Annotated in this window: 12 protein-coding genes, 1 tRNA gene and 1 pseudogene; 10 read left to right on the top strand and 4 right to left on the bottom strand. The window is 60.1% G+C overall.

All coding sequences use genetic code 11. The annotated features are described in order from the left end of the window. Window positions 1-243: 243 nt before the first annotated feature. Window positions 244-444, top strand: coding sequence for a helix-turn-helix transcriptional regulator (locus tag F4V54_RS04605; RefSeq protein ID WP_102723659.1), 201 nt, complete (start codon window positions 244-246; stop codon window positions 442-444). A gap of 24 nt (window positions 445-468) precedes the next feature. After that, window positions 469-984: a hypothetical protein gene (locus F4V54_RS04600; RefSeq protein ID WP_034663743.1), complete on the top strand. Its 516-nt coding sequence runs from the start codon at window positions 469-471 to the stop codon at window positions 982-984. 298 nt (window positions 985-1,282) lie between these two features. Here the strand turns inward: F4V54_RS04600 and F4V54_RS04595 are convergent. After that, window positions 1,283-2,512: pseudogene (locus tag F4V54_RS04595) on the bottom strand (glutaminase); the annotation flags it as partial. A gap of 115 nt (window positions 2,513-2,627) precedes the next feature. Here F4V54_RS04595 and F4V54_RS04590 point away from each other — a divergent pair. Further along, window positions 2,628-3,512, top strand: a complete 885-nt coding sequence (locus tag F4V54_RS04590) for an SDR family oxidoreductase (RefSeq protein WP_150386396.1) — start codon at window positions 2,628-2,630, stop codon at window positions 3,510-3,512. Here F4V54_RS04590 and F4V54_RS04585 read toward each other — a convergent pair. From F4V54_RS04585 to F4V54_RS04575, 3 genes are all read right to left on the bottom strand, one after another. Continuing rightward, window positions 3,469-4,044: a carboxymuconolactone decarboxylase family protein gene (locus F4V54_RS04585; RefSeq protein ID WP_180969866.1), complete on the bottom strand. Its 576-nt coding sequence runs from the start codon at window positions 4,042-4,044 to the stop codon at window positions 3,469-3,471. The genes F4V54_RS04590 and F4V54_RS04585 overlap by 44 nt on opposite strands. A 43-nt stretch (window positions 4,045-4,087) precedes the next feature. Next, window positions 4,088-4,735, bottom strand: a complete 648-nt coding sequence (locus F4V54_RS04580) for an MIP/aquaporin family protein (protein WP_150386395.1) — start codon at window positions 4,733-4,735, stop codon at window positions 4,088-4,090. A 115-nt stretch (window positions 4,736-4,850) separates the two neighbouring features. Beyond that, window positions 4,851-4,934, bottom strand: a tRNA-Leu gene (locus F4V54_RS04575). A 154-nt stretch (window positions 4,935-5,088) separates the two neighbouring features. Here F4V54_RS04575 and F4V54_RS04570 point away from each other — a divergent pair. The 7 genes from F4V54_RS04570 to pknB are packed head-to-tail and all read left to right on the top strand — an operon-like array spanning window position 5,089 to window position 13,810. Further along, window positions 5,089-5,889, top strand: a complete 801-nt coding sequence (locus F4V54_RS04570; RefSeq protein WP_150386394.1) for an FHA domain-containing protein — start codon at window positions 5,089-5,091, stop codon at window positions 5,887-5,889. A 21-nt stretch (window positions 5,890-5,910) separates the two neighbouring features. Continuing rightward, window positions 5,911-6,372, top strand: a complete 462-nt coding sequence (locus F4V54_RS04565) for an FHA domain-containing protein FhaB/FipA (protein ID WP_034663755.1) — start codon at window positions 5,911-5,913, stop codon at window positions 6,370-6,372. After that, on the top strand, window positions 6,369-7,721 hold the full coding sequence (locus F4V54_RS04560; protein WP_102723653.1) for a PP2C family protein-serine/threonine phosphatase: 1,353 nt from the start codon (window positions 6,369-6,371) through the stop codon (window positions 7,719-7,721). The genes F4V54_RS04565 and F4V54_RS04560 overlap by 4 nt, the downstream gene beginning before the upstream one ends. Further along, window positions 7,721-9,022 (top strand): FtsW/RodA/SpoVE family cell cycle protein, encoded by a 1,302-nt coding sequence (locus tag F4V54_RS04555; RefSeq protein WP_034663760.1) that lies wholly within the window; start codon window positions 7,721-7,723, stop codon window positions 9,020-9,022. The genes F4V54_RS04560 and F4V54_RS04555 overlap by 1 nt, the downstream gene beginning before the upstream one ends. Continuing rightward, entirely contained in the window at window positions 9,019-10,467 is a 1,449-nt protein-coding gene (locus F4V54_RS04550; protein ID WP_150386393.1) for a penicillin-binding transpeptidase domain-containing protein, read from the top strand. The genes F4V54_RS04555 and F4V54_RS04550 overlap by 4 nt, the downstream gene beginning before the upstream one ends. A 2-nt stretch (window positions 10,468-10,469) precedes the next feature. Further along, window positions 10,470-11,852, top strand: coding sequence for a serine/threonine-protein kinase (locus tag F4V54_RS04545; protein WP_034663765.1), 1,383 nt, complete (start codon window positions 10,470-10,472; stop codon window positions 11,850-11,852). Between the two features lie 14 nt (window positions 11,853-11,866). Beyond that, a complete protein-coding gene (gene pknB, locus F4V54_RS04540) occupies window positions 11,867-13,810 on the top strand; it encodes a Stk1 family PASTA domain-containing Ser/Thr kinase (RefSeq protein WP_150386392.1) in 1,944 nt (647 codons plus the stop codon). The last annotated feature ends 24 nt before the right edge of the window (window positions 13,811-13,834 follow it).

Raw genomic sequence — 13,834 nt, 5'->3', positions numbered from 1 at the left:
GCGCGGGGCGGCATCGGAGCCGTCTCCGGCGCGGTCCCGGATCGGGGCGCCGGTGGCTCCGAGGGGGTAGACGTGCCACCAGATGGTGTCCATGGCTTTCGACGCGTTACTCATGCGCCCCATCGTAGTGTTCGCGCAGCACGGCGACACTTTGCGTGACTTTTTGACAAGTCTCCTTTACATGCTGTCTGGTTTCTTTTATTGTATGGGTAAGCCACCTAACACAGCGAAGGAGGCAGAAACATGGCAAACATGGTGAGGCAGTGGCGGCGCTGGCTGGATCTTTCTCAGGCAGAACTCGCGGAGAAGGTCGGGGTGTCGCGGCAGACCATCGCCAATATTGAAAAAGGCAACTACTCCCCTTCCGTCTACCTCGCACTCGATGTGTGCCGGGTTCTTGGCAAAACGGTCGAGGAAGTCTTCGGGGATGAGCAAGAAAGCTAACAACACAAGAAAGGCACAATTCCAATGAGCATCTTCACAACTATCGGTGACGGTGTCCTTTCCAAAGTGACTGGGCACCTCGGCGACGAATACCAGGAATCCATGGTGCACAAGTCCCAAACTGTTGCTTTCAGCATGGTGCCCCCTTTCGCTTTCCTCGCTGGTGCGATCTTGGCGTGGGCTCTGCCGGGGCAGTATTCCTGGCTTTCATTCCTGGTCTTCCTGCCTGTTGCGGGGCCGGAACTCATCAGCTCAGGCTGGTTGAAGGCGCACGCACCGCGCCCGAAGGGGAACTTCAAGGGGTACCTTGGGCTGGCTTTACTCAACCTTGCGTTGGCGTTGGTCATGGTGAGTGGCATCGCTTTCAACGTGGGTGACGGCCAATGGTCACTGATCATTGGGGCCATCGTCGGTGGAGCTATGGCCCTCGTTTTCGCACCACGCATCTTGGCCAGGCGCAACGCCCAAGACGAAAAGCGGCTGAACGCCCAAGCTGCCATGCAGGAAGACCTACAGGAAAACCTACAGGAAGACCTGTAGGAAAGATAGGGAACTAGTCCTGCTGAGTGAGCGGCTTAAGGCGCTTGCGAATCTCCCCGCGCCAGTGCTGCGCCGCCTCCTCGTAACGGGGCGTGAGGCCACGGTGGGTGACGTGGACGGTGGTGGCACCATCGGAGTCTTTGTCGAAGTCGAAGATGATGTCAGACTCCGCCCACTCCTCGTCGGCGCTGTGCCAGACCAGGCGGTCACCGGATTCGTCCTCAGCGACATCGAAGTCCACTTCCGGCTCCGCCAGAGCAGTGTAGGCCTCCTCCGGGGTGACGGTGAGCTCGAAGGATTCGGAGACGTCTTTGATGGAATCCACCTGGGTGCCGTCGGAGAATTCGTAGTCGGGCATGGCGGAGGCTGGGTCGTAGACAGCGACATCGAATCCGTCTTCGCGGAATTGGCGCAGGCCCTCCTTGACCAGTCGGCGGCCAGCGAGGTTGAAAGAGGTGACGTGGCGGAAGTCCAGCACCAGGTTGTCGCCGACGAGTTCGCGTTCCACGAGGTCGTGGAGGATCGTCTCGGCGGCGGTGAAGTTGATCATGCCCTGCAGCTCCACGATATTGGTCTCGCCCTTACGGTGAACCGCGCGGATACCCGGCGCGGAGTAGTAGTTGGACGCCATCATGTGGAGTCCCAGAGTAGACGACAAGCTTTGGAAGATGTCCACACCACGCACCGAGTTGCCCTCACTGTTGAGCCGCGGCGACAAGGACGCCGCACCGAGCTGACCAGGCAACGTACCAATCAGGCCACCTGCCACACCGGATTTGGCGGGGATGCCCACGGAGCTCATCCAGCGGCCGGACCCGTCGTACATGCCGCAGGATGCCATCACGGCCTGCGTCAGGCGACACGCCTTGGTACTGAGTACCCGCTCCCCCGTGACCGGCTGTAGCCCACCGTTGGCCAAGGTGGCAGCCATCACGGCGAGGTCGCGCACGGTGACGAGGATGGAGCACTGCCGCGTGTAGCTTTCCACAGCATCGTGCACGTCCCCGGTGATCATTCCGTATTCGCGCAGCATGTGGGCCAGCGCCAGGTTTCGGTCAGCGGTGGCTAGTTCACCCTGCAAGATGGATTCATCCACTGTCAACGTCCGCCCGGCCAGGCGGGAGAAGGCCGTAAGTATGGCCGCATCATCCGCTACCATCCGGTTCACGGCGATGGCGCCGGCGTTGATCATGGGGTTGGCGGGGCGGTGCGTGGCGTCATCGAGCGAAAGCTCGTTGAATGCCTCGCCGGAGGGTTCAACGCCGACGTGATTGTGTACCTTGTCCTCCCCAAGCTGATCTAGCGCGACCGCGTAGACGAAGGGTTTGGAGATGGATTGGATGGTGAATTCGTATTCATCATCCCCCACCGAATAAAGGTGGCCGGAGCGCGTGCACACCGCGAGGGCGAGTTTGTCCGGGTCGGCGTTGCGCAGCCCTTCGATGTAGTCGGCGTTTGCGCCGTCGGTGTTGGGGCGGACCTCGTCGAGGATCGCGGTGAGGTAGCTGGGAATCGGGCTGCGCGGCATGCGGTTCAGTCTAAGCCCGTGGGCGAAATCGCCATATTTCGGTGGCGGGATTCCCTAGGATACGTGGTGCCCTCTTTATTTTGACCATAAAACTAAAGTGGCAAAGGAGAACCTCATGAAAAATTCGTACGCCGTGGTTACGGGCGCCGCCTCTGGCATTGGCAAACAGGTTGCTATTCAGCTCGCTGCTGATGGATGGCCGGTGGTTATCACTGATATCAACGATGAAGGCCTGCAGGACACCGCCCGGGAGATCGGCAGTGCGGTGCTGGATGCGACGGCGCTGGATGTGTCAGATCAGCCAAAGGTGGCCGAGTGGGGGCAGCGGATCATCGCGGAGCATGGCGTGCCGCATTCCGTGTATCACGTCGGCGGGATCTCCATGTGGGGCAGCGTGGCTGCGATGCCGCTTGAAAAATGGCAGAAGCTTATCAGCGTCAACCTGATGGGCACCGTCCACATCATTCGTGCTCTTGTCCCGTTGATGATGGACGACGGGCCCTTGACCGGTGCGGCCGCGAAAGAACTGGGGCCACGGCGCCTGGTGTGCGTGGCCAGCTCCGCGGGCATTTTGGGGTTGCCGTGGCATGCGGCATATTCAGCGTCGAAAGGCGGTGTGCTCTCCATGCTGGAGGTGCTGCGCTTTGACTTGGCACCCTACGGCATCAAGGTGCACGCTGTTGCGCCGGGCGCGGTGGACACGGGGCTGGTGCGCACCATCGATATTGACGGCATTGATCAGAACAACCCACGCGTGCAGAAGGCCAAGAAACTCTTCCAACGCCACGCCGTATCCCCCGCCAAGTGCGCTCAGATCATTCTGCGGGGCGTGCGCCGAAATAAGTACCTCATCACCACTGGTGCGGATGTGAAGATCGGCCGGTGGGCGCAGGTGAACTTGCCGTTTGTGTACCGGTGGGCCATGACGGGTCTTAATCGGGCGTTCCAGTGGGTGGCTAAGGACGCGGCTCGTCAAGAGGCACATGGAGCACGTCCATGAGCGTGGCTAGCCCGTCGTAATTGGTCACCAACAGAAGGAGTGCGGTGAGTTCTTTCTCGTTGATGTGGCGCATGAGTTCGGCGTACACGGCGTCGGAGATTTGGCGGTGGCGGATGAGGTCATCGGTAGCGTCGATTAGCATCCCGCGGCGACCGGTCAAGCCGTGCTCTGCCTGTTGGACCGCTTCGATATCGGCGGTGGTGAGCCCGGCTTTCTTGCCCAGGCGCTTGTGGTGCTCCAACTCATAGTCCGCGTCGCGCAGTGCGGCCACGCGCAGGATGATCAGCTCAGATTCTTGACGGGAGAGAATGCCAAACGGCATGAGCATCCCCGAGTACACCAGCCATGGCAAGAAGTTACGGCGCGCGCGGCCCACCGCCGGGAACAGGTTGAGGGTCTTGCTGCCCTGCACGAGGCCCCCAATACGGTCCGCTAAACGCGCCAACACCGCCACCTCCCCGGGCTTTCCTGGGCCTGGGCGGGTAGCGGTGTTGATAGGAAGCTTGGGCAGTGGGAAGGTACGTTCAGCCATAGTTTCCTAGGCTAAACTATCTCGCTGCCGTGCGTTGTGCGTTTTAGGCGTCGACGTTCTGCTCGTGGTCAGCCGGGCTGAAGACGCGGAAGGCCACAGCTGCGAGGGCTGCACCGATGAGCGGAGCAACGATGTAGAGCCAAATGTTTGCCCAGTCGAAATTGCCGTTGACTGCAAGGCCGATCGCCACCGCCGGGTTGAAGCCACCGCCGGAGATGGAGCCGACAGCGAAAGCGCCGGTCATAACAGTTGCGCCGATGGCCAGGCCGTAGAAGGAGTTGCCGTCAGTGTCCTTGGAGGTGGCAACGTTGAGCACGACCCACACGAGGATGAAGGTGAACACAGCCTCGACGATGAATGCCGGAGCAGTCTCAATCTGAGCAGCCGTCGGCGCCTCGGAGAACACGCCGCGGGTGATCAGGGCACCCACGATGCCACCCAAGATCTGTGCCACCCAGTAAATGACCATCTCGGTAGCGGTCATTGCGCCACGTAGGAATGCGCCAAGAGACACTGCCGGGTTCACATGGCCGCCGGAGATGTGGCCAGTGGAGTACACAAGAATCATCAAGGCGAAGCCAATGGCGATCGGTGCGAACGCGCCTGCGGTAGTGACAGCGGACACGATGGCGAACACGAACAGCAGTGTGGCCAGGAACTCAGTACCAGCCTTGCGGAAGATGTCGTTCATAACACGTCTTTCTATTCGGGAAAATGGATGTCAGACCCGAAAGATCTTAGGAGATAGACGTGCAGAAGGAAGAATGACCCGCCGGATGTGCATATCCGACGGGTCATTCTGTTCGTGCCCGGGGGGGGACTTGAACCCCCACGTTCTTGCGAACACTGGCACCTGAAGCCAGCGCGTCTGCCAATTCCGCCACCCGGGCGGGCGACTAAGTAAACATAGCACGCACCCAGCGGGTACCGTCAAATTACGTGTTCATGGAGCATTTTTGTTTGTGCAGCTAGGTTGTTTGCCCGCGAAACTCTATACTGTCTGTCGAAACTAGAGCGGTTGATCGTGAGAGGAGGTGTGGGTAGATGGCCTTGATGGACCGATTGGCCAAGTTCGACAGTGCCCTGCAGCGCGGTTTGGATAACGGTTTTGCGGCGGTCTTCGGGGGGCGTGTTGTTCCGGCTGAGCTGGAGGAACTGCTTAAGCAGGAAGCCCAGGATTGTGTCGTGGCGCATGAGGATGATGATTTGGCGGTGCCGAATGTCTACGCCATTGGTGTGTCATCGAAAGACCTGGAAAACCTGTCGCAGGACCCAGACCTGCCCACACATCTTGCAGGCCAGCTCACCCGCTTTATCCGCAACATGAGGTGGGGCCTGTATGGGCCGGTGGTGGTGCGTGTGGCGGAAGAGTCGGGCCTACGCACCGGCCAGCTGCGTGTTTCCTCGTATGTTGATGCGACCCCGGATGTGGACAGCGGATTCGACGCGATTGTTGCAGCTGCCCGGCCGTCACGCCCGGCTGAACCAAAAGAAGTCCCAGCCCAGCAAGCCCAGCCAAATCAGGAGAACGCCATGCCCACACCTTCCGTGACACTGCTGCTTCAGGACGGGTCCTCGCGGACGTACCAGGTCCGGCAGGGGTCGACGATCCTGGGCCGTTCCAATGATGCGGATTTCCGCATTCCGGATACCGGGGTGTCCCGCCAACATGCGGAGATCATTTGGGATGGCCAGACGGCGTTTTTGGTGGATTTGCAGTCCACAAATGGAACGACGGTGAATGATCAGCCGGTGGAAAATTGGGAGCTGGCGGATGGTGATGTGATTACACTTGGCCATTCAACTATTGAGGTGCGCATCGCCGGACCGCGGCAGGGCGTTTAGAGCGGAGGTTGCTGGTTTCTCATGGATAGTGCTCTCATGCTCGGGGCCCGTTTCGGCCTGTTGATTCTTTTGTGGCTGTTTATTCTCGTGGTGCTTGCAACACAGCGGAAGGATATTAAAGCAGCTGAGTTGGGTGTGCGGCGGGCGACGTCGGGGGTGGCGCCGGTGCGGGGGGCGTCGAAACGCGAAAAGGCGCGTGAAGTGGTCGTCGTGGAGGGCCCTCTGCAGGGCTCCTACATGGAGGTGGCCAGCTTAGAGGCGCTGACGTTGGGCCGCGCGGACGATAATGATTTTGTGCTGGGCGATGATTTTGCCTCTGCTCGCCATGCGCGATTGTTCCGGCGTGGATCGGACTGGTTTGTGGAGGACCTGGATTCGCGCAACGGCACGTTTGTGGATGGGTACCGCATTGACCAACCTGAGCGCGTCCAGGTGGGCACGGACATCAAGATGGGGCGCACGATTGTGAGGTTGATGCCATGAGCACGCACACTCTCAAGCTGAATTTTGCCGCTTTTTCGGACCGTGGCCTGGTGCGCGGAAACAACGAGGATTCAGCGTATGCCGGCCCGCATTTGCTGCTGCTCGCGGACGGGATGGGTGGCCACGCTGCTGGTGAGGTTGCCTCGCAGCTCATGGTTGAGCACATGGAGCATTTGGACCGTGACCCTGGGGATGCGGATGTGCTCGCGCTGCTGGCGGCGGCGGCGGAGGATGCGAATGCGTCGATTGAGGCGTCTATAGCCAAAAACCCTGAGCAGAATGGCATGGGCACGACGTTGACGGCTCTCATGTTCAACGGCACCCAGTTTGGTCTGATTCACGTGGGCGATTCGCGTGGTTACCGTCTGCGCGGTGGCGAGTTGACGCAGATCACAGTGGATGACACGTTTGTGCAGTCCTTGGTTGAGCAGGGCAAGTTGCAGGCGGAGGATGTGTCTTCGCACCCGCAGAAGTCCCTCATTTTGAAGGCGTATACGGGTCGGCCGGTTGAGCCGTACTTGGAGTTGCTCGATGCGCGGGCGGGTGACCGGTATTTGCTGTGTTCGGATGGTCTGTCGGACCCGGTCACGCATGAGACGATTGCGTCGACGGTTGGAACGGGCACACCAGCGGAGGCCGCGCAGCGTCTCATTGAGCTCGCGCTGCGTTCGGGTGGGCCGGATAATGTGACGGTTGTCATCGCCGATGTGGTGGACACGGAGGCAGATGGTTGCCCAGAGTTGCCAGCAAAGTCGGCGCTCGCTGGGGCTTTAGCGCTTGTCGACGAACCGACGCACCCCGACACCGCCGCCGGCCGCGCCGCCAAACTGGTGCGCACCCAGAACCGCTCGCAGTCCTCGGACGGGGCGAAGGAGACGGAAGCTCCGGCTGCTGATGATGAGGAGGATCACCCTCGACGCCTCCGCTGGACAGCTCTGATTCTTGCGCTCGCCGTGGTTGCGGCGGGTGTTGTTGGTGCGTGGTGGTTTGATCGCGCGAGTTCAAATACGTACTCCATCACTGTCAATGATGCTGATGAGTTTGTGATCGAACAGGGCTTTACCAACAGCATCCTGGGCAAGCCTTTGCATAAGCCGGTGCAGCAGATCTGCATTAATAGTGAGAACCAAATCACGATCGTAGACACGGATGAGATGCCGAGGAACTGCCAGCGTTTCGGTGTGGCTGATGTGCCGGAGGCCACTGCCGCCCGGGTGCATAGCTTGGGCACCGGCTCTTATTCCGAGATCTCTGACCAGGTGAACCGCCTGGCGGAAGAAGCGTTGCCAGCGTGCGTGGATAAGGTGGATCAGGCAAACTCCTCGCAGAAGTGCAGGGAGGTGTCCTAGTGCGCCCATTATTTTCGCGTGGACGAGAGTTTTTCCTGCTCGTATTTTCGGCAGCGTTGCTGTTGCTCATGCTGGTGGGTTTGGAGCTTTCCCAAGGTAATGCGTTGACAGTGGATATGCTGTGGCTCGTTGGCGGGTTCATTGGTGTGTACGCGATTGCGCATGTGGCGATGTGCTATGCCGCCCCGCACGCGGATCAGGTGTTGTTGCCTTCGGCAGCCACGCTGAACGCGATTGGTTTGGTGATGATTTACCGGCTGGATATTGCCAAGGGCTGGCACTTGGCGGAACGCCAGGTCATGTGGTCCCTCGTCGGTGTGCTTATTTTGGTGGCCACGCTGCTCGTGGTGCGTGACCATAAGGAGCTCACCCGCTTTTCCTACTTGTTGGGCTTGTTGGGTTTGGTGCTGTTGGCCTTGCCGTTGGTGTGGCCCCAGCCGCCGGATGCGGAGGCCCGGATTTGGATTTGGCTTGGCCCGTTTTCTATCCAACCGGGTGAGTTTTCCAAAATTCTGTTGTTGGTTTTCTTCGCCCAACTTCTAGCGCAGAAGCGTTCCCTGTTCACGGTGGCGGGCTACAGCCTGTGGGGCATGACATTCCCGCGTTTGCGTGACCTTGCACCGATTCTCATGGTGTGGGCGATTGCCATTTTGATCATGGCTATATCGAATGACTTCGGCCCGGCGCTGCTGCTCTTTGCCACTGTGCTTGGCATGGTCTACTTCGCCACTGGCCGCACCAGTTGGTTGGTCATTGGCTTCGTGCTGGTGGCCATTGGTGGTTTTACGGTGTACCAGATCTCCGAGAAGATCCAGGACCGTGTGGCGAACTTCCGGGATCCGATTGCCAATATTGACACCTTCGGCTATCAGCCATCTCAGGCCCTGTTCGGTTTGAGTTGGGGCGGCGTGACCGGCACAGGTTTAGGCTTTGGCTACCCGCAAACGGTCCCGGTGGCGCATTCGGATTACATCCTCGCCGCGATTGGTGAGGAGCTTGGGTTAGTTGGCCTTGCCGCCGTGCTGGTCATCTTCGCCATTTTTATCAGCCGTGGTTTCCGTACCGCGCTCGCTGTACGCGACACATACGGCAAACTGATCGCCTCGGGTCTTGCGCTGACGATTGCGGTGCAAATTTTCGTGGTCACCGGTGGTGTTTCGGGTCTGATGCCCATGTCGGGTTTGACCACACCGTTCATTTCTGCTGGTGGTTCAGCAGTGATGGCTAACTACATGTTGTTGGGCCTACTGCTGCGTATTTCTAATAGTGCGAATAGGCCGGCTGAGGAGGTGGCGCAGTGAATTCGTCGATACGCATTGGCGCGATTGGTTCCCTTTTCCTCATGGTGATTTTGCTGATCAACCTATCGTGGGTGCAGGTCTTCCATGAAGATGAGTACGCACGCAATCCACGCAACGCGCGGAATTTCGTTGAGGCCAAGCAGATTGAGCGTGGTCAGATTAGTGCGGGTGGGCAGATTCTTGCGCAGTCGTTCGAGGACGACCAGGGACTCTACCAGCGTTCCTACCCCAACATGCCGGTTTCCTTTGCCCCGGTCGTGGGGTACTTGTCGGACCAGTTTGGTGCTGCTGGCCTGGAACAAGGTTTCAACGCGAATCTGAATGGTGAGACGCATGCGACGGGTAGCCGTTTCTTGCGTACCACCGAAAAGCGCGTCGGCGATTCGCTTGAACTCACGCTGGACCCGCAGACACAAGCTACTGCCTTTGACCAGCTAGACAACCGTGGATACGAGGGAGCTGTGGTGGCGTTGCGCCCCTCCACGGGTGAGGTGTTGGCCATGGCGTCGAGTCCTTCCTACGATCCGAATGCGGTGGTGAATCCCGATGGCACGGCCGCGAACGCCGCGTGGGAGTCCATCACCTCGAATCCGAGTAACCCACTTCTCAACCATGCTGCTCAGGAGCAATTGCCACCGGGCTCGATCTTTAAGATCATCACCACAGCTGCAGGCCTGGAAAACGGCTACACGCCGGATTCCCAATTGACAGCGGAGGCCGCGATCACCCTGCCAGGCACCGAGGTGGAACTGACCAACTATGGTGGCCGCCCGTGTGGCGGTGGTGGCCAGACCACGCTGCACCAAGCCTTCACATTGTCGTGCAACACAGCTTTTGTGCAGATGGCTACAGAAATGGGCGATGGCCCCTTGCGCGAGGCCGCTACCGCCTTCGGCGTTGGTGAGAAGTATGACCTTGGGCTGCCCAACGCTGCCGGTTCACTGGGCGGCTTGGAGGATCTTGGGGCAGTGGGGCAAAGTGCTATTGGTCAGCGCGACGTCACCATGACAGCCCTGCAAGCAGCCGTTATGGCTGCCACAGTGGCCAATGATGGCCGCCGTATGGAACCGCAGGTGGTCCAGCGCATTGTCAGTCCGAAGATGAAAACCGTGCGGGATTTCCGCGCCCGCCAAGTCACTGAAGCCATCAGCCCTGATATTGCGGCGCAGCTGAAAGACCTCATGCGCAGCTCTGAACGCAACACCCACGGATACAACGGCAACAACTACGCCTCCAAGACCGGCACCGCCGAACACGGCGAAGGGCTGGCACCGCACACGTGGTATGTGGCGTTTGATGAGGATAAAGATGTGGCGGTTGCCGTCGTAGTGAAAAACGGCGGCGGCATGGGCGAAAGCGCCACCGGCGGACAGATTGCCGCCCCCATTGGCCGCACTGTCCTGGCTACCGCCCCCGGCGCGGGTGACCAGCAGGGAGGAAACTAACCATGAATACTGACAACCGCGAAGAACTCCAAAGGCTCATTGGCCCCGACTACACCTTGCAGTGGGTCATCGGCCATGGCGGCATGTCCACCGTGTGGTTGGCGGATGACCCGGCGCATGACCGCGAGGTTGCCATCAAGGTGCTCCGCCCCGAGTTTTCTGCCAACGAGGAGTTCCTGGCCCGCTTCCGCAATGAGGCTTACGCCGCTGAAGACATCACCTCTGAAAACGTTGTAGCAACCTATGACTACCGCGAAGTCCCCAGTGATGAGGGCCACGCAATGTGCTTCATTGTCATGGAGTACATCCGCGGTGAATCTGTGGCCGACCTCCTCCACCGTGAGGGCAGCGTTGAGGAGTCCCTGGCCCTGGACATCCTGGAACAAGCCGCCCATGGCCTCGCTGTTATCCACGACATGGGACTGGTCCACCGTGACATCAAACCGGGCAACCTCATGCTCACCCAAAACGGCAAGGTGAAAATCACGGACTTCGGCATTGCTAAGGCTGCCTCCGCCGTCCCACTCACCCGCACCGGCATGGTGGTGGGCACCGCCCAATACGTTTCGCCGGAACAGGCCCAAGGGTTCCCGGTCAACGCTGCCAGCGACGTGTACTCGCTGGGTGTGGTGGGCTATGAGTTGTTGTCGGGGAAGCGGCCGTTTACCGGGGATTCGTCGGTAAGCATTGCTTTGGCGCACGTGTCCAACAACCCCCCGCCACTGTCCACCGGCATTTCCGCGCCGACGCGGGAGTTGATCTCGATTGCTATGCGCAAGGACCCAGCAACTCGCTTTGCCGACGGCGCGGAGTTCCAGCAGGCCATCGCCGATGCGCGCGCGGGACGCCGCCCGACGAAGACCTTCGTCGCCGCCACCCCACCCCAACCGCAAGCATCCACGGCAGAACTCGCTGCCGTGCCCAATGGGACCACACACGTGCCAGCCCTGGAACACGCACAGGCACCAGCCCCCGCTCCCACGAAGAAGTCCGGCGGCTTTGGCATTGGCGTGCTCATCGCCCTGTTCACACTCGTTGCCATTCTCGGTGCCGTGTGGGCGTTGACCTCCGGGGCTTTAGATGGCTTGCTGGGCACGGAACCGACCACCACGTCCACTACAAGCAGCACTACGAGCCCGAGCAGTGAAACGTTGACCACGGAAATCACCACCGTCACAGAACCGCCGACGACCTCCGAACGCACAACAACGTCGGCGGAACCGTCTACGCTGTACAACACCCCTGAGCCGGAGGAGCCCAGCACACCTGAGCCCGAGCCTCCGTACACGCCTGCGCCTGATTCCCCAAGCCAGCACCCGACCCCCTCCCCTACCCCGTACCCCATTCCGGACTTCAACGGAGTCCCTGAACTACCGGGGCTGTAACTTAAAGGAGCATCATGACTCTTATTGGTGAGCGTTACCAGCTGGGTAATTCCATTGGCGCCGGCGGCATGTCTGACGTCTACGTAGCCACTGACATCCTCCTTGGGCGTGAAGTAGCCGTGAAGATGCTCAGGGTGGACATGGCGCGGGATGAGAACTTCCGGGAACGGTTCCGCAGAGAGGCGCAAAATTCTGCACGTCTGAATCACCCGAACATCGTGTCTGTGTACGACACAGGGGAAACGAATGTTAGCGGCATTTCCGTGCCCTACATCATCATGGAGCGCGTGAAAGGCCGTGACCTGCGCGACATCATACGTGAGGATGGTCCGCTGACCCCAGAGGATGCCGCTGAACTGCTGCTTCCCGTCACCTATGCGTTGCAGGCCAGCCATGATGCCGGCATCATCCACCGCGATGTGAAACCGGCCAACATTATGGTCACCAGCACCGGTGAGGTGAAGGTGATGGACTTTGGTATCGCCCGCGCGCTGGATGATTCAACCGGGGCGATGACGCAGACCTCCGCCGTGATCGGCACCGCGCAGTACCTCTCCCCGGAGCAAGCCCGTGGCCGGAATGCGGATGGGCGTAGTGATGTTTACGCCCTGGGCTGCGTGATGTACGAAACCGTAACGGGCACCCCACCTTTCGAAGGGGAAACCCCCTTTGCTGTGGCGTACCAGCACGTACAGGAGGAGCCGGAGCCGCCGAGCACGCGCATTTCCAACCTGAGTGAAACGGAAGCGGTGAACGTGGATGCTGTCATCCTCACCGCGATGGCCAAGCACCCCGCGGACAGGTATCAGTCCGCCACGGAGATGGGCGAGGACCTCGAGCGTCTCCGCCGCGGTGCCGTGACTCAGGCCGCGCGTAACCATGTTGCGCACCCGGAGGAGGAACCGGACTACGAATACGAGTACGAGTACGTCGATGACCCAACACAGACCGCGGTGGTTCCGCAGTCCCGCTACCTGGAGCACCGTAATGAGCAGAACGGTACATCGCGCCAGGGCATGAAGTTGCTCGCGATACTGCTGGCAGCCGTGATTACGTTGGGTGGTGGTGCTGTGGCATTCAACAAGGTCCGCGGGGTGATCACCGGCGAGTCGAATTCAGTGGTTACGGTGCCCAGTGTCGTGGGCAAGACCCGCTCGGAGGCCGTGGCGGAGCTTGAGGATGTGGGGTTGCAGGTCACGGTGAATGAGTCCCCGCACCCGGACGTCCCGCGCGGTGAGGTCCTGTCCATCAACCCCACTGAAGGGTCACAGCTGAAGCGCGGCGCGAATGTCACCCTGACTGTATCTTCGGGCCGCGAGATCACGGATGTGCCGGATCTCACGGGTCTCACGCCGCAAGAAGCAGCTACAAAGCTGGAGAAAGCAGGGCTCAAGCTTAACGACGACTTGCAGCGCGGCACCTCCGACACCGTCGAGGACGGCAAGATCATGTCCCAGAACCCGGCTGGCGGCACCCAGATTTCAAAGGGTTCGAAGGTCTCCGTCACCGTGTCCACTGGCCACGAGAAGGTCAAGGTTCCGGCGATGCGTGGCATGAACATCGACCAGGTGGAAAGCACCTTTGAATCGTTGGGGCTGAAGACAACCCGCGTGGATGTGGATTCCTCCCGCCCCGTGGGTGAAGTTTTGGCTATCGCCGGTGAAGGCACTGAGGTGCAACGTGAAACCACTATTGAGCTTCGGGTCTCCAACGGACAGATGATCCGTGTGCCGGATTTGACCGGGCAGAGCCGTGAAGAAGCCGTGACACGCCTGGGTGAGATGGGGTGGACTGGCCGTCTGATTACCGGTGATTTGGTGGACACCGCTAGCCCATCCCAGCATGGCATCATCGCGGGACACCGTCCGGGCCCGAATGAGGAGGTACGGAAGAACGGTGATATCACCGTGGATCTGTGGCGCAACCCGCTCCTCGACGGTGTTCAAGGGCTGCTGTAGTAACTACTACGGCGCCCACGGTGG

This window comes from Corynebacterium tuscaniense, assembly GCF_008693065.1.
Taxonomy (GTDB): domain Bacteria; phylum Actinomycetota; class Actinomycetes; order Mycobacteriales; family Mycobacteriaceae; genus Corynebacterium; species Corynebacterium tuscaniense.
Note: the sequence above shows the minus strand (reverse complement) of the source record. Positions and strands in the feature narration are given on the sequence as shown.